This is a genomic window from Insolitispirillum peregrinum (assembly GCF_900156605.1).
Classification (GTDB): domain Bacteria; phylum Pseudomonadota; class Alphaproteobacteria; order Rhodospirillales; family Rhodospirillaceae; genus Insolitispirillum; species Insolitispirillum peregrinum.
Window position 1 is genome coordinate 17,355 of the sequence record NZ_FTOA01000001.1, and the last position, 26,701, is coordinate 44,055.

The 26,701-nt window shown below is 62.9% G+C and carries 19 protein-coding genes and 1 tRNA gene; 7 read left to right on the top strand and 13 right to left on the bottom strand.

Translation table 11 applies throughout. The features are described from left to right. Window positions 1-327: 327 nt before the first annotated feature. Together BW995_RS00080 and BW995_RS00085 are read left to right on the top strand one after the other, a co-directional pair. Window positions 328-627: a type II toxin-antitoxin system TacA family antitoxin gene (locus BW995_RS00080; protein ID WP_076397893.1), complete on the top strand. Its 300-nt coding sequence runs from the start codon at window positions 328-330 to the stop codon at window positions 625-627. A gap of 3 nt (window positions 628-630) precedes the next feature. After that, window positions 631-1,140, top strand: coding sequence for a GNAT family N-acetyltransferase (locus BW995_RS00085; RefSeq protein WP_076397894.1), 510 nt, complete (start codon window positions 631-633; stop codon window positions 1,138-1,140). A gap of 88 nt (window positions 1,141-1,228) precedes the next feature. Here BW995_RS00085 and BW995_RS00090 read toward each other — a convergent pair whose 3' ends face one another. Continuing rightward, window positions 1,229-4,672: a pyruvate carboxylase gene (locus tag BW995_RS00090; protein WP_076397896.1), complete on the bottom strand. Its 3,444-nt coding sequence runs from the start codon at window positions 4,670-4,672 to the stop codon at window positions 1,229-1,231. A gap of 201 nt (window positions 4,673-4,873) precedes the next feature. Between BW995_RS00090 and BW995_RS00095 the strand changes: the two genes are divergently transcribed. Next, a complete protein-coding gene (locus BW995_RS00095) occupies window positions 4,874-5,650 on the top strand; it encodes an FCD domain-containing protein (protein ID WP_084194456.1) in 777 nt (258 codons plus the stop codon). Between the two features lie 10 nt (window positions 5,651-5,660). Here the strand turns inward: BW995_RS00095 and BW995_RS00100 are convergent, their stop codons facing one another. Further along, entirely contained in the window at window positions 5,661-8,945 is a 3,285-nt protein-coding gene (locus BW995_RS00100) for a YhdP family protein (protein ID WP_076397897.1), read from the bottom strand. Between the two features lie 129 nt (window positions 8,946-9,074). Between BW995_RS00100 and BW995_RS00105 the strand changes: the two genes are divergently transcribed. Both BW995_RS00105 and BW995_RS00110 read left to right on the top strand, forming a co-directional pair. Further along, entirely contained in the window at window positions 9,075-12,119 is a 3,045-nt protein-coding gene (locus tag BW995_RS00105) for a bifunctional [glutamine synthetase] adenylyltransferase/[glutamine synthetase]-adenylyl-L-tyrosine phosphorylase (RefSeq protein WP_245821178.1), read from the top strand. Window positions 12,120-12,133: 14 nt separating this feature from the next. Beyond that, the gene (locus tag BW995_RS00110) at window positions 12,134-12,601 is read left to right on the top strand and encodes a peroxiredoxin (protein WP_076397899.1); all 468 of its coding nucleotides are present in this window, start codon (window positions 12,134-12,136) and stop codon (window positions 12,599-12,601) included. A 57-nt stretch (window positions 12,602-12,658) separates the two neighbouring features. Here the strand turns inward: BW995_RS00110 and BW995_RS00115 are convergent, their stop codons facing one another. Further along, window positions 12,659-14,740 (bottom strand): methyl-accepting chemotaxis protein, encoded by a 2,082-nt coding sequence (locus BW995_RS00115; protein ID WP_076397900.1) that lies wholly within the window; start codon window positions 14,738-14,740, stop codon window positions 12,659-12,661. 379 nt (window positions 14,741-15,119) lie between these two features. Between BW995_RS00115 and BW995_RS00120 the strand changes: the two genes are divergently transcribed. Beyond that, window positions 15,120-16,103, top strand: coding sequence for an alpha/beta hydrolase family protein (locus BW995_RS00120; protein WP_076398848.1), 984 nt, complete (start codon window positions 15,120-15,122; stop codon window positions 16,101-16,103). A gap of 106 nt (window positions 16,104-16,209) precedes the next feature. Here the strand turns inward: BW995_RS00120 and BW995_RS00125 are convergent, their stop codons facing one another. The 7 genes from BW995_RS00125 to BW995_RS00155 all read right to left on the bottom strand — a co-directional run bounded on the left by BW995_RS00125 (window position 16,210) and on the right by BW995_RS00155 (window position 22,652). Further along, complete coding sequence (locus BW995_RS00125; RefSeq protein WP_076397902.1) at window positions 16,210-16,626, bottom strand: PACE efflux transporter; 417 nt, start codon at window positions 16,624-16,626, stop codon at window positions 16,210-16,212. Window positions 16,627-16,703: 77 nt separating this feature from the next. Continuing rightward, window positions 16,704-16,779: transfer RNA gene (locus BW995_RS00130), tRNA-Phe, on the bottom strand. Window positions 16,780-16,892: 113 nt separating this feature from the next. Further along, entirely contained in the window at window positions 16,893-18,641 is a 1,749-nt protein-coding gene (locus BW995_RS00135) for an SLC13 family permease (RefSeq protein WP_076397904.1), read from the bottom strand. Between the two features lie 85 nt (window positions 18,642-18,726). Then, the gene (locus BW995_RS00140; protein WP_076397905.1) at window positions 18,727-19,800 is read right to left on the bottom strand and encodes a sulfate/molybdate ABC transporter ATP-binding protein; all 1,074 of its coding nucleotides are present in this window, start codon (window positions 19,798-19,800) and stop codon (window positions 18,727-18,729) included. A 38-nt stretch (window positions 19,801-19,838) separates the two neighbouring features. Further along, window positions 19,839-20,699, bottom strand: a complete 861-nt coding sequence (gene cysW / locus BW995_RS00145; protein WP_076397907.1) for a sulfate ABC transporter permease subunit CysW — start codon at window positions 20,697-20,699, stop codon at window positions 19,839-19,841. A 3-nt stretch (window positions 20,700-20,702) separates the two neighbouring features. Then, window positions 20,703-21,548, bottom strand: a complete 846-nt coding sequence (gene cysT / locus BW995_RS00150) for a sulfate ABC transporter permease subunit CysT (RefSeq protein ID WP_076397908.1) — start codon at window positions 21,546-21,548, stop codon at window positions 20,703-20,705. 75 nt (window positions 21,549-21,623) lie between these two features. After that, the gene (locus BW995_RS00155; protein WP_076397910.1) at window positions 21,624-22,652 is read right to left on the bottom strand and encodes a sulfate ABC transporter substrate-binding protein; all 1,029 of its coding nucleotides are present in this window, start codon (window positions 22,650-22,652) and stop codon (window positions 21,624-21,626) included. Window positions 22,653-22,881: 229 nt separating this feature from the next. On the opposite strand from BW995_RS00155, the gene BW995_RS00160 reads away from it, so the two are divergent. Continuing rightward, the gene (locus BW995_RS00160) at window positions 22,882-23,322 is read left to right on the top strand and encodes an RrF2 family transcriptional regulator (RefSeq protein WP_076397911.1); all 441 of its coding nucleotides are present in this window, start codon (window positions 22,882-22,884) and stop codon (window positions 23,320-23,322) included. A gap of 66 nt (window positions 23,323-23,388) precedes the next feature. On the opposite strand, the gene BW995_RS00165 is transcribed toward BW995_RS00160, so the two are convergent. The 3 genes from BW995_RS00165 to ssuC are packed head-to-tail and all read right to left on the bottom strand — an operon-like array spanning window position 23,389 to window position 26,639. Further along, the gene (locus BW995_RS00165; RefSeq protein WP_076397913.1) at window positions 23,389-24,891 is read right to left on the bottom strand and encodes an FAD/NAD(P)-binding protein; all 1,503 of its coding nucleotides are present in this window, start codon (window positions 24,889-24,891) and stop codon (window positions 23,389-23,391) included. 31 nt (window positions 24,892-24,922) lie between these two features. Next, window positions 24,923-25,813, bottom strand: a complete 891-nt coding sequence (locus BW995_RS00170; RefSeq protein WP_076397914.1) for an ATP-binding cassette domain-containing protein — start codon at window positions 25,811-25,813, stop codon at window positions 24,923-24,925. Window positions 25,814-25,859: 46 nt separating this feature from the next. Beyond that, complete coding sequence (gene ssuC, locus BW995_RS00175) at window positions 25,860-26,639, bottom strand: aliphatic sulfonate ABC transporter permease SsuC (protein ID WP_217696028.1); 780 nt, start codon at window positions 26,637-26,639, stop codon at window positions 25,860-25,862. Between the last annotated feature and the right edge of the window lie 62 nt (window positions 26,640-26,701).

Sequence of the window (26,701 nt, forward strand, 5' to 3'; positions counted from 1 at the left end):
GTCTATTTTACCAAGTAGAAAAATATTTTACATGTTTATGCAAGGCGTTCGCATTTATGTAATGGAGTTCATGCTTCAGTGAAGTGAAAAAGCTCGGAGCTTCGTTTGTATTATTTTGCATATGTAGGTATTTTCCGAATATGGAGATGCAAAGTAGAGTACAGTGACGCCATAAGAGTGGGATGCCGTCTAAATTTGTTCGGGAATAACGCCTCACGATACTGTTTCTTTGTGCCTCTCTTATCATGACAAGGAGGGGCGCAGGATCGAGAGTGATATATTGCATTTGGCACTACAGATTGCTATCCTGTGCCCAAGGAGAGAACCATGGCCGCCACTGTCGAACGCAAGGAATATCCGATCTCGATGCGCCTGCCCGAGGCAGACGTTGCGATGATTGACCGTGCTGCGACCCTGCGCGGTCGTTCCCGCACCGAGTTTGTCCGCGACGCTGCTGTGCGCGCCGCCGAGGAGGTGGTGATGGAGCAGGGGTTGATCCGTATGAGCCCCGAGGGCTTTGCCGATTTCATGGAAGTCCTCTGCCAGCCCCCGTCGATCGTTCCCGAAATGGCGGATGTGCTCCGTCGGCCCGCTCCGTGGGAAGCCGGTTACGAGCCGAAGGGCTGATCGGTGGCTTTATCTGTTCCGGAAACCCTCACCGCAGTCCATGATGTTTCGGCATTTTCCTGCGGCAAGCCGGTGCTTGACCACTGGCTGAAAACGCGCGCCTTGTCCAATCAGCTCAAGGGGTTTACGGCGGTTATCGTTGTTCACGACGCCGGGCGGGTTGTCGGGTACTATGGACTGGCACCGACGGCGGTGGTTCCTGCTGTTTTGCCGCGCTCGATCCGCACCGGACAACCACCTGATCCTGTGCCCTGCCTGCTGCTCGGACAACTTGCGACGGATACCGCCTGGGCCGGGCAAGGAATTGGCACCGGTTTGGTGAAACATGCCCTTCAGCGGTGTGTTCTTGCTGCGCGTCTGATCGGTGGCCGGGCCTTGATGGTCAATGCTGTTGATGACGAGGCCGCCCGGTTCTGGCGGCGACGTGGCTTTATGGCCACAAAGGATGATCCGTTGATCCTGTTCCGGTCAATCGCTGATATTGCCGCGACGGTGGCGGATACTCGGTCTTGAAGCGGAACGGCCCCCATTTCTTTGATAATCAAAGAAAAATGGGGGCTTGGGGGCATTGGCCCCCAAGCGGGTGCGGGCGGCAGCCTGCCTATTCCAGCACGATCAGCAGGTCCTTCATCTCCACCGGCTGGCGGGGGGTGACGGCGATGCGCTTGACGGTTCCGGCCCGTTCGGCGCGGACGGCGGTTTCCATCTTCATCGCTTCGAGGGACAGCAACAGCTCGCCCTTTTCGACCTTCTGGCCTTCGGTGACGGCGATGCTGACCACCAGACCCGGCATCGGGGCCGGAACGTGGTCCGGGTTGCCGTCTTCGGCCTTGGGTTGGGCCGGGCGGGCCGGGGCGACGGCCTTGTCGGCAATCTGCACCGTGCGCGGCTGGCCGTTCAGTTCAAAGAACACCTTGCGGCGGCCCTGTTCGTCGGCCTCGCTGATCGCCAGCAGGCGGACGATCAGGGCTTTGCCGCGTTCCAGCTCGATGGCGACTTCTTCGCCCGGCTGCATGCCGTAGAAGAACACCGCCGTCGGCAGGGTCGAGACATCGCCATAGTCGCGCAGATGGGCGGCGAAGTCGGTGAACACCTTGGGGTACATCAGATAGGACGCCAGTTCGTCGTCGCTGATCGGGCGACCGACGGCGGCTTCGGCCTTGGCGCGCACAGCGGCCAGATCGGCGGGCGGCATGATCGCGCCCGGACGGTCGGTGAACGGCTGCACGCTTTTCAGCACCTTGGCTTGCAGGTCAGCAGGCCAGCCCCCCGGCGGCTGGCCCAGCTCGCCACGGAACAACTGCACCACTGAATCCGGGAAGGCGATTTCCTTGTCCGGGTTGGTGACATCCGACGGCGTCAGGCCGCTGGTGACCATCATCAGCGCCATGTCACCGACCACCTTCGAGGTCGGCGTCACCTTGACGATATCGCCGAACAGCTCGTTGACATCGACATAGGCGTGGGCCACCTGATCCCACTTTTCCTCGATCCCCAGCGAGCGCGCCTGTTGCCGCAGGTTGGTGTACTGACCGCCGGGCATTTCGTGCAGATAGACTTCGGCGGTACCGGACTTGATATCGGCCTCGAACGGGGCATAGGTCGCCCGCACCCGTTCCCAGTACACCGAGACGCGGTTGAGGGTTTCCTGATCCAGCCCCGGATCGCGCGGATGACCCTTCAGCGCCGCCGCCAGCGAGCCGAGCGGCGGTTGCGAGGTGGTGCCGCTCATCGCGTCCATCGCCGCATCGACCACATCAACCCCGGCATCGACCGCCGCCAGCACGCTGGCCGACGACAGGCCCGAGGTGTCGTGGGTGTGGAAGTGGATCGGAATGCCGACTTCTTCCTTCAGCGCCTTGAACAGCATCGCGGCGGCACGCGGCTTGACCAGACCGGCCATGTCCTTGACGCCCAGAATGTTGGCTCCGGCCTTTTCCAGTTGCTTGGCCAGATCAACGTAATACTTCAGGTCGTACTTTGAGCGGGCCGGGTTGCCGATGTCGCCGGTGTAGCAAATGGCCGCTTCGCACAGGGCACCGGTTTCGCGCACCGCGTCGATGGCAAAGCGCATGTTGTCGACCCAGTTCAGGCAGTCGAACACCCGGAACACGTCGATCCCGCCCTTGGCGGCGCGTTCGATGAAATAGCGCACCACGTTGTCAGGGTAGTTGGTATAGCCGACCGCATTGGCCGAGCGCAGCAGCATTTGCAGCAGCAGGTTCGGCATCGCCTGCCGCAGCCCGGCCAGCCGTTCCCACGGGTCTTCCTTCAGGAAGCGCATCGCCACGTCAAAGGTTGCCCCGCCCCAGCATTCGACCGAGAACAGGTTCGGCAGCAGGCGGGCATAGGCCGGAGCCACCGCCAGCAGGTCATGGCTGCGCACGCGGGTGGCCAGCAGTGACTGATGGGCATCGCGGAAAGTGGTGTCGGTGATCATCACCTGCGGCTGGTCGCGCAGCCAGCGCGCAAAGCCTTCGGCCCCCAGCTCGTCGAGCTTTTGCTTGGTGCCTGCCTGCGGCTCGCTGGCCGGATAGGGCAGGGGCTCGCAGACCGGCATGTGGGCCGGGTGCTTCAGACCGGCCACTTCGGGGTTGCCGTTGACCATCACCTCGCCGACGAACTTCAGCAGGCGGGTGGCGCGGTCCTTGCGGGCCTGATGGGCAAACAGCTCGGGCGTTTCGTCGATGAAGCGGGTGGTGTAGGCGCACGAGGCAAACAGCGGGTGACCAATGACCGACTCAAGGAAGGTCAGGTTGGTCGCCACCCCACGGATGCGGAATTCGCGTAGGGCGCGGTCCATGCGCTTGATCGCCTCTTCCGGCGACGGCGCCCAGGCGGTGACCTTTTCCAGCAGCGAGTCATAGTGGCGGGTGATCAGCGCGCCGGAAAAGGCGGTGCCGCCGTCCAGACGAATCCCGAAGCCGTTGGCCCCGCGATAGGCGGTGATGCGGCCATAGTCGGGGATGAAGTTGTTTGACGGGTCTTCGGTGGTGATGCGGCACTGGATGGCGTGGCCGTTCAGGCGCAGGCCGTCCTGCTGCGGGACGCCGGTTTCCGCCGAGCCGATCAGCGCGCCGCCTGCGATCTGGATCTGGGCCTTGACGATATCAATGCCGGTGACCACTTCGGTGACGGTGTGTTCGACCTGGACGCGCGGGTTGACTTCGATGAAGTAGAACAGGCCGCTGTCGGCATCCATCAGGAATTCGACCGTCCCGGCGTTCTCGTAGCGTACGGCTCGCGCCAGCCGCAGGGCGGCATCGCACAGACCCGCCCGCTGCCCGGCATCAAGGTACGGAGCGGGAGCACGTTCGACCACTTTCTGGTTGCGGCGCTGCACGGTGCAGTCGCGTTCAAACAGGTGGACCAGATTGCCCTGGCTGTCGCCCAGAATCTGCACTTCGACGTGACGGGCGCGACGGACCAGCTTTTCCAGATAGACTTCATCGTTGCCAAAGGCGGCCTTGGCTTCGCGGCGGGCGGTGGCGACCAGATCGGGCAGCGTCTCGGGGCCTTCGACCACCCGCATGCCGCGCCCGCCGCCGCCCCAACTGGCCTTCAGCATCAGCGGATAGCCGATGGCGGCGGCCATCGCCAGACACTGATCCATCTCGGCGGGCAGCGGGCCGGTGGCGGGCATCACCGGAACGTCGGCCTGTACGGCGGCCTGACGGGCGGCGACCTTGTTGCCCAGCACCCGCATCACATGCGAGCTGGGACCAACGAAAATCAGCCCGGCGGCGCGACAGGCATCGGCAAACTCGGGGTTTTCCGACAGCAGGCCATAGCCGGGATGCACCGCATCGGCACCGGTTTCCACCGCCACCCGCACGATTTCGTCAATCGACAGATAGGCTTCGATCGGGCCTTTGCCCTTGCCGATCTGATAGCTCTCATCCGCCTTGAAGCGGTGCAGGGCAAAGCGGTCTTCCTGCGAATAGACCGCCACGGTGGACATGCCCAGTTCGGTGGCGGCACGACAGATACGAATGGCAATTTCGCCGCGGTTGGCGACCAGCAGCTTGCGGATGGGCCTGGACATCTGCGAACATCTCCAAGAGAATGGACCAAAGCATGCTTGATTGGATAACTTTTTTTACCAATATTGTAAATGCAGTCATTTTAATTTTCCACCGGCCCCGGTCTAGACAAACCGGGTCGCCATACCCCATAAACCCCGTGTTGTTTTTCGGCGGGGCTTTCCCCGGTTGTCCCGTCTTTCCCAGTTGTACGGTGTGCTGTCATGACCGATCCTATCCGCCCGGCCAAACTGGCCGATACCATCGCCGATCATCTGGAGCAGTTGATTCTGGAAGGAAGCCTGCGCCCCGGCGAGCGCCTGCTGCCCGAGCGGGAACTGGCGGCCAAGTTCGATGTTTCCCGGCCATCCCTGCGCGAGGCGCTGGACAAGCTGGAACGCAAGGGGCTGGTCTATTCCGGCAAGGGCGGCGGAACGCACGTCGCCCCCCTGCTGGGAGAGGGCTTTACCACGCCGTTATCCACGGTGTTGCAACAGCATCCGGAAACCACCTTCGAGTATCTGGAATTTCGCGCCATTGTCGAGGGCTCTGCGGCCTATCTCGCCGCTTTGCGGGGGACGGATGTTGACCGCGATGTTCTCAAAGAGTGTTTCGAGCGGATGGAACAGGCCCATGGCGAGGAAGACCCGACCCACGAAGCCGACTCCGATGCCGATTTCCATCTGGCGATCTACGAGGCGTCGCACAACGTGGTGATGCTGCACATCATGCGCTCGCTGTCCGACATGCTGCGCAATGACGTGTTTTACAATCGCGCCAAGCTGTACCTGCGCAAAGGGGTGCGCGAGCTGTTGCTGGAGCAGCACCGCAACGTCTATCTGGCGATCATGAATGGCGACCCGCAGGCCGCCCGCATCGCTGCCGAGGCGCACATCAACTTTACCCGTGATGCGCTGATGGAAATCGCCCGTGCCGATGCGCGGCTGGAAGTGTCGTTGCGGCGGATTGCCCGCACCGAGATCGTCGCCGAGCGTCGCTGACGTCTCTGGATCACTCGGGAACCGGTTTATCCGGTTCCCCCATCCCGAACAGGGTCTTGAGGAACCCCGGTGCCAGTGCCGACAGGGCATTGACCGAAATGTCCGGCTCTTCGATCTTGCCGCGCACGCTGTAGGTGGCGGCAATCAGGCCGCCGCCTTCGGTAAAGCCGGACAACAGACCGCCCAGCAGGGGGATTTTGCCTACCAGACTGTTGACGGCATAGGCGGGCACGACGGTGCCGCCGACATCGACCTCATCGCGGGTCAGGTCAACGCGGCCCGAGCCGGTGATCCCCAGCGCCGCGCCGCTGGTCTGGAAGTCACGCAGCAGCAGCAGATCATCACTGAGGGTAAACGGCGCGGTCAGGTGGTCAAAGCCGATGCCTTCGCCGCGCAGGCTGTCGAGGATGCCGGTCAGAGCGGCGACCGACAGGACGCGGGCCAGAATGGGGGCATTGACCAGCCGGTAATCGTTGATTTCGAGAGTACCGGTCGAAATGCCTTCCGGGGTGACGGTTCCCGAGGCCTTCAGGGTGCCGCCCTGCATGGTCCCCAGCATCCCCAGCGAGCGCAGCAGCCCCCCGGCATTGCTGCTTTCGACCTTGAAAGACCGCTTGTCCGGCAGGGTGCCGCGATTGGTGCGTGGGGTCAGGCTATACTGAAAGCTGTCGTTGCCTTCGACCTGCCCGGACACCTCGGCCCAGCGCCACACGCCATCCACGCGGCGGGCCTGCGCGTCGATCAGGTCCAGCGTTCCGTCTTCGGCCATCCATACCGTGTCAAAGCGGGCCTTGATGGTCAGCGGTGGCAGAGTCTCCGGCTCGGGTTTGCTGGCAGGAGTTCCGGCGGCAGCCGTCGCAGCGGGCTTGCGGCGCATGAACGGGACCAGATCAAAGGCCGATCCGTGCAGGTCCACCAGATAGCCGCCATCATCCTGCCGGGTCAGCGAACCGGCAAAGTCGCTGGCATCAATGCGGGCCCGGTTGATGTCCAGCCGTTGCAGGCCGCTTTTCTCGTCCAGATCCACCCGGCCTTCCAGCGCCAGCCTGTCGCCCGAGGTAACCTTGAAGCTGGGGACTTCGCGCACCGAACTGCCTGCCATCCGCACCGCCACCGACGCCTGCGCCGGGGTGCCAGCGGCCTTGTGCCAGTCAAGGCCGGGAATGTTCAGTCCGGCATTTTTCAGGTCAACCTCGGCCTGCAGGGTGCTGAGGGTGGAATTGACAATCGTCAGGTCAATGTCGGCGGTGGCCGGGCCGCTGATATAGCGCGGGGTAAACGGTGGGAAGGTCAGGCCGAAAATGCCGCGCTTGTCTTCCTCGACCACCGCATGGACCTTGTAGCGGCTGCGATAGGGGCGGCCGGAAAAGACCTCTTTCCAGACGAATGACGCCGGGACGCCGCCAATCCCTGCCTGTCCCTTGGCATTCAGGGCCTTGGTGTCCACATCCAGCGTCAGGTCGCCGTCGGTCAGGTCCTGCCCGAACACCGCCCCGGTGAGCGAGACGCCGCTGAGCTTGCCATGGGCCTTGACGTCGATCTGGTCCAGCTTCAGGTCGGCCAGTGGCGGAAAGCGCATCTGCAGGGTGGTTTCGGCCTTGCCCCGGGCCTGAGAAGGCTTCAGGCCCAGCTTGCTGGCGTAGCCCAGCGGCGGGCTGTCGATCACCATCAGGGCGGCGGGCAGGGCACCGTCGATTTGCAGGGAAATGTCGGTCATCTGTTCGGGAGCATCGAGACCGGTCATCAGGACTGTCCCCTTTTGCACCTGCAACGGCTCTTGCCCCGGCAAGGGAACCGCACCGCTGTGGACGGTGATGTCCAGCGTGTCGAGGGCAAAGGCGACATCGGCCACCCCATCGCGCACCGCCGGCATCGGGGGCAGATAATCGACGGTCATGCCGGTGGCATGCAGCAGGCCTTTCAGGTGAACCGGTTCCAGACTGGCAAGGTCCGCCCCCTTCAGGGCCAGATCCCAGCGACCTTTTTCGGCGATGCCATCGCGCAGGTGAGTGATCACCCAGTCGCGGGGGTTGGGGGCCACCACCTGCGGCCACCATGCCGCCAGTGCTGCCACCGGCACGGCTTCGGTTTCTGCGATCACCTGCCCTTGCAGGCCACCGGCATCGGCGGGGCGCAGATGGGCGGTGACCGAGACGCGCGACGTGCCTGTTCCCTGTGGTGGGGTCAGCAGGATGTTCAGTTTGCTGAGAGCCAGTTCACGCAGGGCCGCCGGGTGATCGGCCACATCCAGCAGGTCCTGGCCGGGTTGGGCCTCGGCATGGGCGGCCAGCTCCAGCCCCTTGACGGTGTAATCGGCTCCGACGCCGGTTTCCGCAGGCAAGTGGACCTGCCCATGATCGGCGATCAGGGTGGCAGCCAGCCGGTCCAGCCGCAGGTGCTGTGGGGTGATGGTCAGGGCGGCGCTGAGGGTGCCCCCCAGCGGCAGGTCGATCCCGGCCAGTGGAGCCAGTTGGGGCAGAACCTCGGCGAATTCGTTGGGCTCGATCCCGGCCATGCTCAGATCAAGAGTCAGGGACTGGGTGGCGGCGACATAATGGCCTTGCAGATCAAGGCGCAACGGGTCGGGGTCGGGTTGCCCGGCCAGTGGAGTGATGTCAACCGCCATCGAGGCGGTCAGGGCAATCCCCGCCTGTCCTTCTCGCTGCAGATCGGCTGACGCTTGCGGGACGTGCCAGGTGACGCCAAGCTGGCGATCCTCGATTTCCGCATCGGCGTCAACCAGCCGTACCCGTCGCAGTTCGGCCAGCGGACCGGCCTTTTCAGTGTCGCCAGCGAGGGCGGCCAGCAGGATGCCCAGCATGTCATTGCCGCGCTGGTCTGGCTCGGGGGGCAGACTGGCCGGGTCGGCCTTGGGCTGGGCAAACAGGCCCAGATTGACCGCGCCATCGCTGCCCCGGACCAGTTTCAGGTGCGGGCGGACGATATCCAGACTGCGCAGGCGGAGCTGTCCGCGGATCAGCCAGCGGGGGGAGACTTCGACGGCGGCTTCGGGCAGGCTGGCGACCAGGGTGCCGTTGCTGTCTTCGGCGCGGACGCCGGTCACCTGCAAGGCTAACGGGTGATCGCCGCCGGACCATGCCACCAGCACGTCGCCCAGCCGCAACCGCAAGGGTGCACCGTCAACGTTGACTGCGTCTTCCATGGACGGGGTCAAGGCACTCAGTGAAATCGGGCCCTGCGACAACCGCCACGCGGTCAGCCCCAGGCACAGCAAGATCAGCAGGGCAAAACCGCCAAGCACATGAAACAGGACTCTAACGGCGCCATGCACCACCGGTGACCGAACTCCGGCTAAAAGGAAAACACCAACCGGACATTGACCGTACCCCCTGAAGTGGGTCAGTCTTGCCAGATAAAACCGGCCGCAGTTTGCGCTAAAAAACAGAAATAGGGAACGCCTGATTTGACCCTCGCTTCTTCCGCTCTTCCCCTGCATGCCAGCTTTGGCTCGTTCCCCCATCCGCTGCCGCCCCATCGTGGACTGCGGGCGGGATTGCCGCTTCCCCACGCGGCGGCGTCGCTGGCGGTGGCGCTGGAACGCTGGCTGGAAAATGCCACCCGCAGCGATGATCCGGCGGTGCAGTCACTGCTGCAGGCCGCCGTTGCCGACGGCTCGCCGTATCTGCCGTATCTGGCCGCCCTGTTCGGCAACAGCCCCTATCTGACCCTGTGTGCGCTGAAAGACCCGGCCTATCTGTGCGAGGTACTGGCACAAGGACCGGATGCGGCGTGGCAGGATCTGCAGACAAACGTTCGCAATACCCTGTTCGGGGAAAAGGACATCGCCCGCCTGATGAAGGGCCTGCGGGTCGGCAAGCGGCGGCTGGCGTTGCTGAGCGGTCTGGCCGACATCTCGCATGCCTGGAGCCTGGAGCAGGTGACGGGCGCGCTGTCCACCTATGCCGCGCTGGCACTGGATCTGGCGGCAACGCACCTGCTGCGCGACGGGGCCGAGGGTGGGCATATCGTGCTGCCTCATCCTGACCAGCCGTGCAAGGACAGCGGTTTTGTGGTGCTGGGGATGGGCAAGCTGGGGGCGGGCGAACTGAATTATTCGTCCGACATTGATATCATTTGCTTGTATGACTACGATAAAATCACCTATGTCGGGCGCAAGTCAGTCAGCGAATTTTTTGTCCGCCTGACCAAAACGCTGGTGCGGATCATGGACGAGCGCACCGCTGACGGCTATGTGTTCCGCACCGATCTGCGCTTGCGCCCTGATCCCGGTTCAACGGCGGTCTGCATTTCGACCGTTGCCGCCGAAGCCTATTACGAGAGCTTTGGCCAGAACTGGGAACGGGCGGCGATGATCAAGGTGCGCGCTCTGGCCGGGGATCTGGAACGGGGGGACGAATTCGTCCGCCATCTGCGGCCCTTTGTCTGGCGCAAGTCGCTGGATTTCTATGCCATTCAGGACATCCATTCAATCAAGCGCCAGATCAACGCCCACAAGGGATGCGGGGTGGTGGCGGTGGCCGGTCACAACATCAAACTGGGGCGGGGCGGCATTCGTGAAATCGAGTTCTTTGCCCAGACCCAGCAATTGATCTGGGGCGGGCGTGAGCCGGGAACCCGCACCTCGCGCACGCTGGAAGCCTTGCAGGCGCTGGTCGAGCACAGCCACGTCAAGCCGCAGGTGGCCGCCGAACTGACCGTTGCCTATCGCTTCCTGCGCACCCTCGAACATCGTTTGCAGATGATCGACGACGCCCAGACCCAGACCTTGCCCGCCGACCCGGACCGGCTGCTGCATCTGGCGGCCTTTATGGGCTTTGAAGACCTCGACAGCTTTGATCAGGCGGTGCGCTCCACGCTGTGTCTGGTCGAAAGCCATTATGCCGATTTGTTTGAAGAAGCCCCCGACCTGTCGAGCGATGTCGGCAATCTGGTGTTTACCGGGGCGGAAGATGATCCCGATACCCTGCGGACGCTGGGCGAAATGGGGTTCAGCAATGTGGCGGGCATTGCGGCCACCGTGCGCGGCTGGCACCATGGCCGCTATCGGGCTCTGCGCTCGACCCGCGCCAAGGAGCTGTTGACCGAGCTGTTGCCATCCTTGCTGAAGGCGCTGGGCAAGACCTCGCAGCCCGATCAGGCGTTCATGCATTTTGACGATTTCCTCGGCCAGCTTCCCGCCGGAGTGCAGATTTTCTCGGTGTTCCACGCCAATCCCAGTCTGCTGGATCTGGTGGCGGTGATCATGGGCGATGCGCCGCGTCTGGCCCACATTCTGGCCCGCCGCAGCAATACCCTGGATGCGGTGATGGCGCCGGGGTTCTTTGATACTCCGCTTGGCCGTGACGATCTGGCCACCGAACTCGATCAACTGGTGGCACAGTCGGCAGCCTATGAAGAAACGCTGGACCTGTGTCGCCTGTGGGCCAACAGCCACAAGTTCCAGATCGGCGTGCAGACCCTGCAACAACTGTTGACCGCCCGACAGGCCGGGGAAGCCCTGACCGCAGTGGCCGATGTGGTGCTGTCGCGCCTGTTGACCGCCACCAGTGCCGAATTTGCCCGTACCCATGGCGAAATTCCCGGCGGCGGGTTCTGTGTGATTGCGATGGGCAAGATGGGCGGGCGGGAAATGACTGCCACCTCGGACCTTGACCTGATCACCGTCTATGAGGTGAGCGGCGATGCCGAGCAGTCCGATGGCCGGCGTCCGCTGTCACGGGCGGATTATTACATCCGTCTGACCCAGCGGTTCATCAACGGCATCACCGCCCTGACCCGCGAGGGATCATTGTACGAGGTGGACATGCGCCTGCGTCCGTCGGGGTCCAAGGGGCCGCTGGCGGTCAGCCTGACCTCGTTCATCAAGTACAACAACGAAGACGCCTGGACGTGGGAACATCTGGCGCTGACCCGCGCGCGGGTGGTCTGTGGCGATCCGCTGCTCCAGGGCAGGATCGAGGCTGCGGTGCAGGAGGTGCTGTGCCGTCCGCGCGACCCGGACAAGCTGCTGGTCGATGTCGCCAACATGCGCGCCCTGATGGCGCGGGAACGCAAACCGGCGAGTATCTTTGACGTCAAGCTGACCCGTGGCGGTCTGGTCGATATCGAGTTTCTGGTGCAGTACCTGATCCTGCGCCATGGCACGCAGCACCCGGCGATTGCGCGGGCCAATGTGGCTGATGCGCTGCTGGCCCTGCGGGAGGCCGGGTTGTTGACCGCCGACCAGCTCGCGGTGCTGGATCAGGCGCATTGCCTGTGGCTGGAACTGCAAGGGATCATCCGCCACATGGTCGAAGGCGCGTTTGATCCGGCGCAAGCTTCGGACGGGCTGCGTCACCGGCTGGCACAGGCGGCGAGCCTCGCCAGTTTTGAGCAATTGCAGCAGCACATGGAGCAGACGTATGGTGCGGTATACGCTGTCTTTGGCGCGCTGATCGAAACCCCCGCCGACGCTGCCCGTCTTCGTACCGACAGCGCGACTGCATAAAGGAGTTTGCAAACATGGCGATAGAGATCGGGGCTGCGGCTCCTTCCTTTGACCTGCCAGTCAATGGCGGCGGACGTTTTGCCCTGGCCGAGCAGCTGGGCAAGCCGGTGGTGCTGTATTTTTACCCCAAGGATTTGACCTCGGGCTGCATCAAGGAAGCCGAAAGCTTCCGTGATCTGCACGCCGAGTTTCAGGCCGCAGGCGCGGTGGTGGTGGGGGCCTCGCGCGATCCGGTCAAAAAGCATGACCAGTTCGTCAGCAAGTACGATCTGCCGTTCCCGCTGCTGGCCGACGAAGAGGGCAGCCTGTGCGAAGCCTATGGCGTGTGGGTGGAAAAGTCGATGTATGGCCGCAGCTATATGGGCATCGAGCGCACCACGGTGCTGATTGGCCGTGACGGGCGGGTGGCACAGGTCTGGCCGAAGGTAAAGGTCGCCGGACACGCTGCCGCAGTGCTGGAAGCGGTCAAGTCACTGGGGTAAAAAAGAAAAAGGGCGTTTTCAGGCTGTCTGACCAACCGGAAAACGCCCTTTTTGTTGTTATGCCGCCTGCAGGTTGGCGAGGAACGAGTCCACCTGCGCCGACAGGGCGCGGGCATCCTGCGCCAGCCGCTGCGAGGCTTCGAGCACCGTTTCCGCCCCGTGATGGCTGTCGGCGGCGCGGTCCTTCACGCTGCTGATGGCACTGGAAACTTCGCTGGTGCCGTCGGCCACCTGACAGATGCTGCGGCTGATTTCCTCGGTCGCACTCTTCTGCTGCTCCACCGCTTGTGCGATTTCCTGGCAGATTTCACTGATTTCGCTGATGGTTTCCCCGATCGAGCCAATGGCCTGAATGGCTTCGCTGGACGACTGCTGCACCGCTTCCACCTGTGCGCTGATTTCGCCGGTGGCGCTGGCGGTCTGGCTGGCCAGTTGCTTGACCTCGTTGGCCACCACGGCAAAGCCCTTGCCGGCATCTCCGGCGCGGGCGGCTTCGATGGTGGCGTTCAGGGCCAGCAGGTTGGTCTGGCTGGCGATGGCGTTGATCAGGGTGATGGCTTCGCCAATCTTGCTGGCCGCGCTGGACAGCCGTTCCATGGTGACCTGATTGCGGTTGACCTGCTCGACCGCCTGATTGGCGATGTCGGCGGAAACCGACACCTGTTCCCGGATGATGGCAATCGAGCGGGCCATTTCCGTACTGGCGGCGGTCACTGTCTGCACGTTGGTGCTGGCCTGCCCGGCGGCATACGAAGCGGTGGAGGAGTCCTGCGATACCGAGGTGGCGCTTTCCGCCATCTGGCCTGCCTGTGACTGCATGGCGTGGGCACTGTTGGCAACCGATCCGACCAGTTCGCCGACGTGGCGGCGGAAGGTTTCGGCCATCGACACCAGCAGACGCTTGCGGTCTTCGCTGGCTTTCTGTTCCTGCTGGCGGGTCTGTTCTTCCATCGCACGCACGGCGAGGGCATGACTTTTGAATACTTCGACGGCGCGGGCCATGGCGCCCATTTCATCGCCGCGCTTGCTGCCGCGAATTTCGGTGGTGAGATCGCCTTCGGCCAGCCGCTTCATGGCGGCGGTCATTTGCAGCACCGGCACCGAAATCCGCCTGCCGAGGAACATGGTCAGGGCGGCAGCGATCAGCAGGATCACTCCGCCGGTGCCAATCAGCAACCAGCGGGTCTGGCGGGCATTGGCCAGAATGGTGTCTTCGGGGACCACCACCGCAAAGCCCCAAATGCCGCTGTTTTCGCTGAATTTGACCGGGATCATTTGCAGGACGTAGTTATCGCCCTTGCTGTCGGGCAGGATTGTTTCGACGGTTTCGCCTTTCTGGGTACGGGCGAAAATGTCGAGGATGTCCTTGTCGGCGACGGGTGTTCCCAGCTTGCTTTTATCCGGGGTGGCAATCCACTGGCCATTGGCCGAAATCAGCATCAGGTAACCGCTATCCAGCGGCTTGATTTTCCCCAGCATGGTGTGCAGGCGGTTCAGTCCGAGGTCAACGGTGATCACCCCGACCGATTTGCCATCAATCACCACCGGCGAAACGGCAGAGGTCATCAGCACCGTTTCCCCGCCGACCAGATCGGCGTAAGGGGCGGTGAAGGTGTCCTTCTGGCTTTTCATCGGGGTGTTGTACCACTCGTCTTCGGCAGCATCACCGGTCATGGGGGAAATTTCGACCTGAGTGTGGCCGCTGTCATCACGGGTGGCGTACATCAGATAACGCCCGTTTTCGTCCCCCAGCGGGGTACCGCGGGCGGCGGCGTCCTGACCGTCGAAATTCGGTTCGAAGCCACCGTAAAAACCGGTCAGTTCCTTGTGGTCTTCGAGGGTATTGAGCAGGACGCGCGAGAAGATCTGTCGGTCAAAGGCCTTTTCCTTCAGCAGGGTGGCGGTCATCACCGACGCCTGCCGGGCCATGTGCGAGGCTTCTTCGAAATAGCGGATAACCGAGGCGACTTCGCTGGTGGCAAGTCCTCGCATTTGCTGAGAAGCCGAATGACGGGCTTCGTTGAACTGAATGGTGCTGGTCACACCAATCAGCACTAATAACCCTAAAATAATCACGCTCAGCATCGGCAAGGCGATCTGAAGCCGGATTGGCAGACGTTCAGCAAATTGGGACAACATGATCACTCCCCACCCATCGCAGTTCAGGCGAGAGTGGGAGATTGCTTTTAAAGGTGCAATAGAGATTTATACCAATAAGGGTAAAAAAATGACGAAAATTACCCATAAATGGGGATTTTTCAGCGATGTCTGATTGAGGTGCCTTGATAATGTGATCAAAATTTTGGGGCTGGGATGCAGGATTACTGCTCTTGTGCTTTTGGAGTATTGTGTACAGTATAGATAATTATAACCAAGATTGTTGTGGTTCAACGCTTTCTGTGATCGTCATCACAGTATGCTGGAATGTTCTTCTTTTGCAGGAACATTTTGACGTGCCACAGTGGGTGTGGCCAAAATCGTGCCCCTGTTTTGCGCTCGCTGCTCCGGGGTCCTGTCCATGCGTTGTCTGCTTTGCCTGCTGGCATTCTGGGGTGTTCTGTGCAGCGCTGATGTGTCGGCATCGCCGTTTCACGCTGGCATCGCCAAGCTGGGTAGGGCTGATGCGGCAGGATCGGCTGACGTCATTGTGTGGTATCCCTCGGAAGCAGAGGAAAGCCGCTGGCAGGCTGGTCCTTTTGAGATCGCGGCCAGTCTGGATGCTCCGGTGGCAGGGGGGCGATTTCCGGTTGTTCTGCTGTCCCACGGCCGACAGGGCGGTCCCCTGAATCACCGTCAACTGGCGGTATCGCTGGCGCGCGAGGGATTTGTCGTTGTTGCCCCGACGCATATGGGTGACGCTGCGGGCAAGCCGTTGGCCAGCAGTCAGGCTCAGGTGCTGATGGACCGCCCACAGCAAGCAATTGCCGCCCTGGATGCGCTCCTGCACGACGACCGTTTTGCATCCCGCGCGGACCCTGATCGTGTCGGGATGATTGGCTATTCTGCAGGGGGCTATACCGCTCTTGTGCTTGCTGGCGCACGGCCGGATTTTGTCCTTGCGGATATCTATTGCGAGACCCCACCCGGTACAGAAGACGGAGCCTGCCGGGCCGGGGGGTCGGCGCCTGTATCGGCGGATCTGGCTGCGTGGATTGCCCCCACCGAGCCGCGTCTGAAGGCGCTGGTTTTGTTGGACCCGCTGGCAATCATGTTCGATGCCGCTGGTCTTGCCCCTGTTGGCATCCCCATCCTGCTGTATCGGCCTCAGGACGACAGCTATATGGCGGCGGCGGGCAATGCGCTGATGCTGGCCCATGCCTTGCCGACCTCGCCACAGGTCGCCGTGGTACCGGGACAGCATTTTGTGTTTGTCGATCCCTGCCCGGAGGCCATCACCGCCGAGGTGCCTTTGGTCTGCCGTGATCAGCCCGACGTTGACCGGGCTGCGATCCATCGCAGGCTGGAGCGCGAGATTGCCGCATTTCTGGCCGAGACTCTCTGATGGCGGACAGTATGCGACAGTTCCTGAAAAAGAGTGGGCTATCGCAGCGCTCCACGTCCTTGTTCCCAAACTGTCGTCTCTTGTGACCTGACGCAGGCAGGCTGCTTCAGGCCGCCGAGGCAGGCAGGCCGAACATCTTGTCAAAGGCCAGATTGAACACAAAGGTGTAGACCAGAAACAGCATCAGCAGGGAAATGTCCATCATCAGGGCTTCCCACAGGGAAACCTGCAACAGCCAGGCGAACAGGGGTACGAGGAAAAAGGTCAGGCCGCCTTCAAAGCCGATGGCGTGGACGACCCGCCGCAGCAGGCTGCGCCCGCGCACGGTTTGACGGGATTCCCATCGTTCAAAGGCCGAGGTGAACACCCAGTTCCATGCCAGTGCAATGGCCGAAGACAGGACGGCGGTCAGTCCCGATGTCTCGCTTTCATGGCCGAGGGCGATCATGGCGGCGGAGGTCATGGCAATGGCGATGATCTCGTACAGGATGACATAGACGATACGGCGAACGCGCGGGGACATGACAAAACCTCGCTCAATTGGCTGATCGGCAGCCAAATGGAAAACCCTCGAGACCTTTCGGTTTCGAGGGTTTAAAGTGGTGCCCCGGGGCGGATTCGAACCACCGACACTGCGATTTTCAGTCGCATGCTCTACCAACTGAGCTACCAGGGCCCGTTTCGACTGTCGCTGTCGCGTCATCGTCGGGAGCCCAGCTTATAAAGACTTCGGCACTGGCTGACAATAGCTAAAATGCAGAAATGTGAACTTTTTTTTCCGGGCCTGGGTCAGAAGGGAAAAGCCAGTGGAATCAACCACAGTGACAGGCCGAAAACGATCAGGGTCAGCGGCCAGCCAGCCCGGCTGTAGTCGCGGAACTGGTATCCGCCCAGCCCCATGACGATGGTGTTGTTGTGGTGACCAAAGGGGGTGAGAAAGTCGGTTGATGCTCCGATGGCGACCGCCACCAGCAGCGGTGTGGGCGAAATGTGGCCTGCCTCGGCCAGACTGATGACGATTGGTCCCAGCATCAGGACGGTGGCAACATTGTTCAGGATCGGGGTGATGGCAATGGCCAGCAGCAAGGCCAGCGCCAGCAGGCCATAGGGGGTCTGGCTGAGGGGCAGCGAGGCAAGGCCTCGGGCCAGCCAGTCAGCGGTCCCGGTGCTGGCAAAGGCATCACCGAGCGGGATCAGCGCCGCCAGCAGGACCAGCACCGACCAGTCAATGCGGCGGTACAGGCTGGGCAGGTCCAGGGCTCCGATCAGAACCATGGCGACCACCGCCGCCATCAGGGCCACCGACGGGGTGGTCAGATGCAGGGTGCTGGCGAGGACCGCGAGGGCAAAGCAGGCGGTGGCCCACAGCGGGTGGCGGGGGCGAATGGCGGGATCACGCGGTGCCAGACGCAGCAGGCCGAGGTCCTCGCTGACCTTGTTCAGCGCCGGGGCCGAGCCGGACAGCATCAGCACATCGCCGGTCCCGAGGCGCATTTGCGACAGGCTGCCTTCAAAGCGGTGTCCCTGCCGCGAGATTGCCAGCAGCGACACCGCGAACCGCTGCTGCAGGTGCAGACTGTCGGCGGTGCTGCCCAGCGCGAGGCTTTGCGGCGGCAAGGTCATTTCGCAGACCTCTTCCGGCTCGCCAGCCAGATGGACAGGCGAAAACCGCACCGCGCCGGTCGCCAGCAGGGTATCAAGGACAGAGGCTTCGGCATCCAGCAGCAGGATGTCCCCGGCCTGACAGGACCAGTCTTCCCGGCGGCCAAACAGGTGCCGTCCATCCCGCACCACGCCGTGGACCCGCACCGGGTGGCGGTGCTCGAGCTGGGGCAGAGGCAGCCCGTCCAGCGGGCTACCGGCACTGATGATGACTTCGCTGTGATAGCGTCCCAGACCGGCGCCGCCACTTGGCTCTGCGGGGGGCATGCGCTCGGGCAGGTGATGCCAGCCGACAAGGACGAGGTAGGCAATCCCGACCAAAGCAATCGGTCCACCAACCACCGCCAGATCAAACATGTCCAGCGTCTGGCCGCCGCTGTGCCGGATCATCTGGGCAATTACCAGATTGGGCGGTGTGCCGATCAGGGTGACCATTCCGCCCAGCAGGGTGGCAAAGGACAACGGGATCAGCAGCAGGGACGGCGACAGGCCCCGACGGTTGGCGATGGCAAGGGTGGCGGGCAACAGCAGGGCCAGCGCCCCGGCGTTGTTGAGCATCGTTGACACCAGCCCGCCGCACCCACAGGTCAGGGCCAGCAGGGCGGTGGTGCCTCCCGGCAGGCGATCCAGCCACAGGGTCGCCCGGTCCAGCAAGCCGCTGCTGCCGAGAGTGCGCCCGATCACCAGAACGGCAGCGACGCTGATCACTGCCGGATTGGCAAAGCCGGAAAAGGCGGCTTCGGTCGGGACCAGACCGGCAAGGACGGCTGTCAGCAGGGCGGTCATCGCCACCAGATCATGCCGCCAGCGTCCCCAGGCAAAGCACAGCAGGGTCAACAGCAGGATGGCACAGATGGTGAGCTGGGAGGCGGTCATGGCGGCGGAACCCTGAAATGAGCAAGGCCTGCCCGTCCATGATCAGAACGGGCAGGCCGGAACGGGTCCACTGTCAGGAATGATCTCAGGCAGCTTGGGGAAACAGATGGAACCGGTCAGCGGCAATTGCCAGTTTGTCACCTTTTTTCCAGTCGCTCCAGCGCGGATCGGACACCGGCAGTTCGACTTCGATCGGGCGGGCAATCAGGTCCAGCTTCAGGTCCAGCCGCACCAGCCCGCCAGACAGGCGGACGTTTTGCAGCACGCCCAGTGCCCCGCTGCCCGGAGTGCGCTGTTCGGACAGGCGCAGGTCGTGCGGGCGAACGTACATGCGATAGGCTCCGGCGTCGGTGCCCTGGGCGGCATCGGCCAGCGGAACCGGGCAGCCGTCAAGGAAGGCCTTGCCGTCGCGCACATCGACCGGCAACACGTTTACCGAGCCGAGGAATTCATAAACGAAGGGCGTGGCGGGCGAGCGGTACAGCGCCAGCGGCGGGGCAATCTGTTCAATCTGGCCCCGGTTGACAATCGCCACCCGGTCGGCCAGCTCAAGGGCTTCTTCCTGATCGTGGGTGACGAACACCGTGGTATGGCCGGTGCGGTCGTGCAGGTCGCGCAGCCAGGCACGCAGATCCTTGCGCACCTTGGCATCAAGGGCACCGAACGGCTCGTCGAGGAGCAGGACGCTCGGCTCGATGGCCAGCGCACGAGCGAGGGCGACGCGCTGGCGCTGGCCACCGGACAGCTGCGACGGATAGCGGCCTTCCAGCCCGTCGAGCTGGACCAGAGCCAGCAGTTCGCGGGCGCGGCGGTCGATTTCACTGGCCGCTGGGCGGCGGTTGCGCGGGCGGACACTCAGCCCGAAGCCGACGTTATCGAGCACCGTCATGTGACGGAACAGGGCGTAATGCTGAAACACAAAGCCGACGTTGCGATCGCGGACATCCTGATGCAGGGCATCCTGACCGTCGAACAGGATCGCGCCCGAGGTCGGGCTTTCAAGACCGGCGATCGAGCGCAGCAAGGTGGTCTTGCCGGACCCCGATGGCCCCAGCAACGCTACCAGTTCGCCGTGTTCGATGGTCAGATTGACGCCGTTCAGGGCGGGAACACCGCTGCCGTTGTAGTCCTTGTGAAGGTTCCGGATGTCGATTTTCATAGTGTAAACCCTTGAGATTTCACAAAAATTACAATGAGTCAGTGTTTGTTGGAACCGTTTCCGGCTCCTTGGGATTCCAGCCAGGTTTTCAGCACCAGCGTCAGCAACGCCAGAATGGCCAGCAGGGAGGCAACGGCAAAGGCGGCGGCAAAGTTGTATTCGTTGTACAGGATCTCGACGTGCAGCGGCATGGTGTTGGTGACACCGCGGATGTGCCCGGACACTACCGAAACGGCCCCGAATTCTCCCATTGCCCGAGCATTACACAGAAGTACGCCGTACAACAGCCCCCATTTTACATTTGGAAGCGTCACGCGGAAAAAAATCTTCAGGCCACCAGCGCCCAGCGTGCGGGCGGCTTCCTCGTCGGTGGTACCTTGCTGCTCCATCAGCGGGATCAGTTCGCGGGCGACAAACGGCAGGGTGACAAAGATCGTCGCCAGCACAATGCCCGGAATGGCAAAGACGATTTCAATGTTGTGCGCACTCAGCCACGGCCCCAGCCAGCCCCGGCTGCCGAACAGCAGCACGTAAATCAGCCCGGCAATCACCGGCGAGACGGAAAAGGGCAAATCGATCAGGGTGATCAGCAGGCTTTTGCCGGGGAACGAGAATTTGGCAATCGCCCACGCCGCCGCCAGCCCGAAAATCAGGTTGAGGGGAACGGAAATGACCGCCACCAGCAGGGTCAGTTTCAAGGCAGCCCAGGCATCAGGTTCAATCAGGGCGGCGAAATAGGCCCCGAGGCCGGACGACAGCGCCTGAGCAAACACCAGCACCAGCGGCATAAACAGGAACAGGGCCAGAAAGGCTACCCCGACCAGCACGATAACTGTGCGGATCAGGGCGCTTTCGGCAATCAGGGCACCGCGATTGGCGGCAATCAACGAGGACTTCATCGCTTATTCTCCCCCGGTGCGGCGGCGGTTCCAGGCTTGCAGCAGGTTGATCGCCAGCAGGCCGAGGAAGGAAATCGCCAGCATCAGGGCGGCGATGGCGGTGGCGCCGGCATAGTTGAATTCTTCAAGGCGGATGACGATCAGCAGCGGGGCGATTTCCGACACTTTTGGCAGGTTGCCCGCAATGAAGATCACCGAGCCGTATTCTCCGACGCCACGGGCAAAGGCCAGCGCAAAGCCGGTCAGCAACGACGGCAGGGCAGCAGGCAGGATCACCCGGCTGAAGGTATGCCAACGGGTGGCCCCCAGCGTGGCGGCGGCTTCCTCGACATCAAGATTGAGGTCTTCCAGCACCGGCTGCACCGAGCGGACCACGAACGGCAGGCCGATGAACACCAGCGCCACCACGATCCCGACCGGGGTATAAGCCACCTTCAGCCCCAGACCGTGGAGGATGCTGCCGATCCAGCCGTTATCGGCATAAAGGGCGGTCAGGGCAATCCCGGCAACGGCGGTGGGCAGGGCAAACGGCAGATCAACGGCGGCGTCAATCAGGCGGCGGCCGGGGAAGGTGTAGCGGACCAGCATCCAGGCAATCAGCAGGCCAAAGACGGCATTGACCAGCGCCGCAATCAGGGCGGTGCCAAAGCTGAGATACAGGGCATGCTGGGTGCGCGGATCGGTCAGGACACCCCAAAAGCCGCTCCACCCCATGTCAATGGTTTTAAAGGCGACGGTCGACAGCGGGATCAGCACAAATAACGACAGATAGGCTAGTGTAAAGCCAAGGGTGATCCCGAAGCCGGGAATGACTCTGGCGGGCCTGCGGGCGCTGGCGAGGACGCTCATCCGCTGCTCTCCTGTTAACCTCGGGCCCCGCCCGGCGGAAACCGGGCAGGGCGCAGGAATGGGCTGATACTCAGCTTACTTCGGCTGATAAATCTGGTCAAAGACGCCGCCATCGCTGAAATGGGTCTTCTGGGCCTTTTGCCAGCCACCAAACAGCGGGTCGTCGATCTTCACCAGATCAATCGCCGGGAACCGCTTCAGGTCCTGCGGATCGGCGTATTGCGGACTGATCGGGCGATAGTAGTTTTTCGCGGCGATCTTTTGTCCGGTCGGCGAGTAGAGATAATTCAGATAGGCTTCGGCCACCTTGCGCGTGCCGCGCTTGTCGACCACCTTGTCAACCACCGCCACCGGCGGTTCGGCCAGAATGCTGAACGGCGGGACGACGATTTCAAACTTGTCCGGCCCCAGTTCTTCAATGGCGAGGAAGGCTTCGTTTTCCCACGCCAGCAGCACATCGCCCAGTTCGCGCTGCACAAAGGTGGTGGTGGCCCCACGGGCACCGGTATCGAGCACCGGCACGTTGTTGAACAGGTCACGCATATAGCCGCGCACCTTGGCGTCATCGCCGTTATAGGCCTTTTCCGCCCAGCCCCACGCCGCCAGATAATTCCAGCGCGCCCCGCCCGAGGTCTTGGGATTCGGGGTGATCACCTGCACGCCCTGCCGGGTCAGGTCGGACCAGTCGTGGATGGCCTTCGGGTTGCCCTTGCGGACCAGAAACACAATCGTCGAGGTGTAGGGCGAGCTGTTGGAGGCAAACTTGTTCTGCCAGTCAGCGCCCAGCAGGCCGCCATTTTCCACCAGCGCATCAATGTCATAGGCCAGCGCCAGCGTCACCACGTCGGCTTCGAGGCCATCAATCACCGACCGGGCCTGTTTGCCGGAACCGCCGTGTGACATGCGCAGGGTGACGGTTTCGCCGGTCTGCTTTTTGTAGTCTTCGGCAAAGGCGGCGTTAAACTCTTTGTACAGCTCACGGGTCGGGTCATAGGACACGTTCAGCAGGGTGGTATCGGCCTGCGCCACGCTGCTGGCGGCTCCGCCTGCGATCAGGACCGAGGTCAAGGCCGCATAAAAGGTCTGTTTTGCGCTGAAAGCCATTTTTGCCAATCCTTGATGTGAATTGATTTCCATATACATTATCACTACAAGTTAGGTAGTGATTGCAAGGGGGAATTTTCACCGTGTGTCCGGGATGGCCGATTTCGCCACCCCGAAACGGCAAACAGGCTGAAAAAGAGCCCCGATGGAATTGACGAAGCCTGTACAGGCGCGTATGCGTGAGCGTCCCGTTGACATGAAACCCCCAGACCCACGGCGATCGTCGGCAATGCTGTCCCAAAAAGCCAAATACGCCTTGCGTGCCCTGTTGATGCTGGCGTCGCATCCCGGCGATCAGCCGCTGCTGATTTCCGACATTGCGGAAAGCCAGCGCATCCCGAAAAAGTTTCTCGAACAGATTCTGCTGGACCTGAAATTTCACGGGCTGGTGACCAGCCGCCGAGGCAAACACGGCGGCTATGTCCTGTTGAAACCGGCGGACCTGATCACGCTGGCCGATGTGATGCGCCTGATTGATGGACCGATTGCGCCGCTGCCGTGCCTCAGTCGCACCGCCTATCAGCGGTGCGATGATTGCGATGGCGAAGAGTGTCTGTTGCGGCAATCGTTTGCCGAGGCCCATCAGGCGCATGTGCGGGTGCTGGAAAGCACCACGCTGGCACTGATTCTGCAGCGTCAGGCGCAGGGGCAACAGCGGGTGTCGCTGTGATGAGGCCAAAAACCCCGGACAACCAGCAGGCCGTCCGGGGTTTTGCAGTTGTGATTCGGTGAGGGGTTACAGACTCGGCGACAGTTGCGCCCGCAGCCAGGCAACCGTATTGCGGCGCGGGCTTTGGCCGCCCTGATGCCGCAACAGGCTGGTGGCAAGGCGGGCCGCCTGCACCCGGATATCCGGCATGGCGGTGGTTTCCCACTGCCGCCCACGGGCCAGCGGCCCGATCAGGTACAGGCCGCCGTGCTCACTGCCGACGCAGCCGCTGGTGTTGACGTCAACCCCCAGCCCCGCCGGGCCTTGCTGGAGCAGGCCCCTTTGCCACAGCCGCCAGATCAGCGGCGAGTCCGGCTTTGAAATGTCGAACGAGGCACCGGTGCAATTGTACACCCAATCGACGGTCAGGTGCTCGACAGTCCCTTTGCCGCGCGGGGTGAATTCGGCCTTGATGCCGAGGGGCCGACCGGTTTGACGTTCAACCGCCGACAGACCATGCAGGCGGCCCTTGTGGCTGTGCAGGCGTCCTTCCTGTCGCAAGGCATTCAGGGTTTCGACATGCTGTTCCGGCAGACGGTGGCGGTGGATCGACCAGTAGGGCAGGCCATGGCGCAAAAAGCGCCGCTTGTCATCATCGGACAGCACTGGCCACAGGGCGGGCAGGTGATGGCGCACGGCCTCGATGATGTCGCGCCAGTCGCCGCCATTGCCCTGATGCTGGCGAATCAGGTGGCGGATGCCCTGCCACAGGCGGGACAGCGGTTTGCCCTGCCGCGCCGACAGCGCCCACAGCTTCACCGCCGTCGCCATTTCGGGGGGCAGGGGCGAGGATGTGCCATAGGGCAGGGGCCACAGTCCCCGCCGCGACAGCACATGGATATCGCCTGCCGCCCGTGCCTGCCGCAGGGACAGCACCATGTCAATCATGGTCAGGCCGCTGCCGACGATCAGCACCGGGCCAGAGGTCGGGACCAGCCGGGCCGACAGCGAGGAAATCCAGCGGTCATCGCCGTCGCTGTACAGCGGCCACGGATCATCAATCAGGGTGTTGGGGCGACTGTCCGCCGAGCCGCTCCACGGCAGGGGAGCCGACGCCGGACCGCCGACCGCCAGCACCACCGCCCCGGCGCGGAACCGGCGCTGGTCGTTCAGCGTCACCAGCCAGCAGGCTCCGGTCGGCTGAACATCAACCGCTTCGCCGCGCAGGTGGCTCCAGTTGACCGAGGAGGTCACCAGATGCGACGACAGGTACGAGCCATACAGGCGGCGGGGCAGAAAGTCCTCGGCTTGCGCCTTGACTCCGTGCGCCCGCGCCCACTGCAGGAAGTCGGCGGGATTGTGGATGCTCAGGCCCATGCGCCCGGCAGGAACGTTCAGCAGATGGGTCGAGCGGGCTGCGCCATAGGCCACGCCCTGCCCCAGACTGAGGCGCGACGCCGGATCAACGATCGCCACCGAGCCACGGAAGTCGCCGGTTTCTTCCAGAGCGACCAGCACGGCGACCGCCGATGCGCCGCCGCCGATCACCACCACATCGTAATAGGCCTGGCTGAAAGGATAGACTGGCATGGACGGTCTCCTTTTGCGGGGTCTGTTGGGCTTACAGGGACGGATAGGCCGCCCACTGTGCCGCCGACAACGACGCATCGCCGCGCTGCTGTCTGGTCGGCTGTGCGGGGGGCGTAACCGGGGCTGCCTGATGGTCCTGTCGCAGCACCCGGTTGAGGACGGTCTGTTCCAGATCGGCAAAGGCCGGTTCGCCGCGTTCGCGCGGGCGGGCCAGCGCCACCGGCTGGTCAAGGGTAATGGCACCGTCCTCGATCAGGATCACCCGGTCGGCCAGCGCCACCGCTTCGGTGACATCGTGGGTCACCAGCACGGCGGTAAAGCCATGGCGCAGCCACAGGCGTTCGATCAGGCCCTGCATCTCGATCCGGGTCAGCGCATCCAGCGCCCCCAGAGGTTCGTCGAGCAGCAGCAGGCGCGGCTTGTGGATCAGGGCGCGGGCCAAAGCCACCCGCTGACGCTGACCGCCGGACAACTGGCCGGGCCAGTCATCGGCGCGTTCGGCGAGACCGACGCTGTTCAGGGCTTCCAGCGCCTGACGACGAAGGTCCGCCCGCGAGCCTTTCAGGCCAAGGGTGACATTGGCCCAGACGCTTTTCCACGGCAGCAGGCGGGCGTCCTGAAACATCAGGCGCAGGTCTTCCTGCTGACGGGCGACCGGCGTTCCATCCAGCAGAATGCTGCCACTGCTGGCGGGATCGAGGTTGGCCAGCAGGCGCAGCAGGGTGCTTTTGCCGCATCCGCTGTGCCCGACGATGGCGAGGAATTCGCCGGGGCGGATGGTCAGGTCCAGATCGTGCAGCACACGGCGGGCACCAAAGGATTTTTGCAGGGCGGCAACCGAGACCGCCACCCCGCTGGACGCATCGGGCGTGCTGTTGCTGTCAAGGTCGGTCGGCTGGGGACGGGTCGAAGGACTGTACATGCCTTGGCTCCTGGGATGAGTGTAACGGGGCAGGGGTGGCAGATGGTCAGGCGTAGGCCGGGTTCCAGCGCAACAGGCGCTGTTCCAGCCAGCGGGCGGCCAGATCGGCGACCTTGCCGAGCAGGGCGTACAGCAGGATCGCCACCACCACCACGTCGGTCTGGAAGAACTCGCGGGCATTCATCGCCATGTAGCCAATACCGCTGGAGGCGGCGATGGTTTCCGACACGATCAGCGTCAGCCAGGTAAAGCCGAGGGCAAAGCGCACCCCGACCAGAATGGACGGCAGGGCTCCGGGCAGAATCACCTGGGTAAAAATGCCAATCGGACCCAGACCATAGGATTTCCCCATCTCAATCAGTCCCTTGTCGACGGCGCGAATGCCGTGAAAGGTATTGAGGTAAACGGGAAACAGCACCCCGAGGGCGACCAGAAACAGCTTGCCGGTTTCATCAATGCCAAACCACAGGATCACCAGCGGGATCAGCGCCAGATGCGGGACGTTGCGGATCATCTGGACGGTGGTATCAAACAGCAACTCAAAGCTGCGGATGCTGCCACTCAGCAGGCCGAGCGCAAATCCCAGCCCGCCGCCGATCAGGAACCCGATGCTGGCGCGCTGAAAGCTGGACCACAGATGATGCAGCAGCTCGCCGGAGATCAGCAGCGCATAGGCCGAGGCCGCCACCGCCGACGGGGCCGGGGCAATGCGGGAGGACACAAAGCCGCTTTGGGTTGCCGCCTGCCACACGGCCAGCAGCAGCAACGGCACAAGCCAGGGAACCAGCGGGCGGGCGAGGGCAGACAGACGGGGAAAGGCCATCATCGGGACTCCTGCGGCGATGGAAACGGTTTCTGCTCACCGCCCGGAGAGAGGGGGGCTCTCCG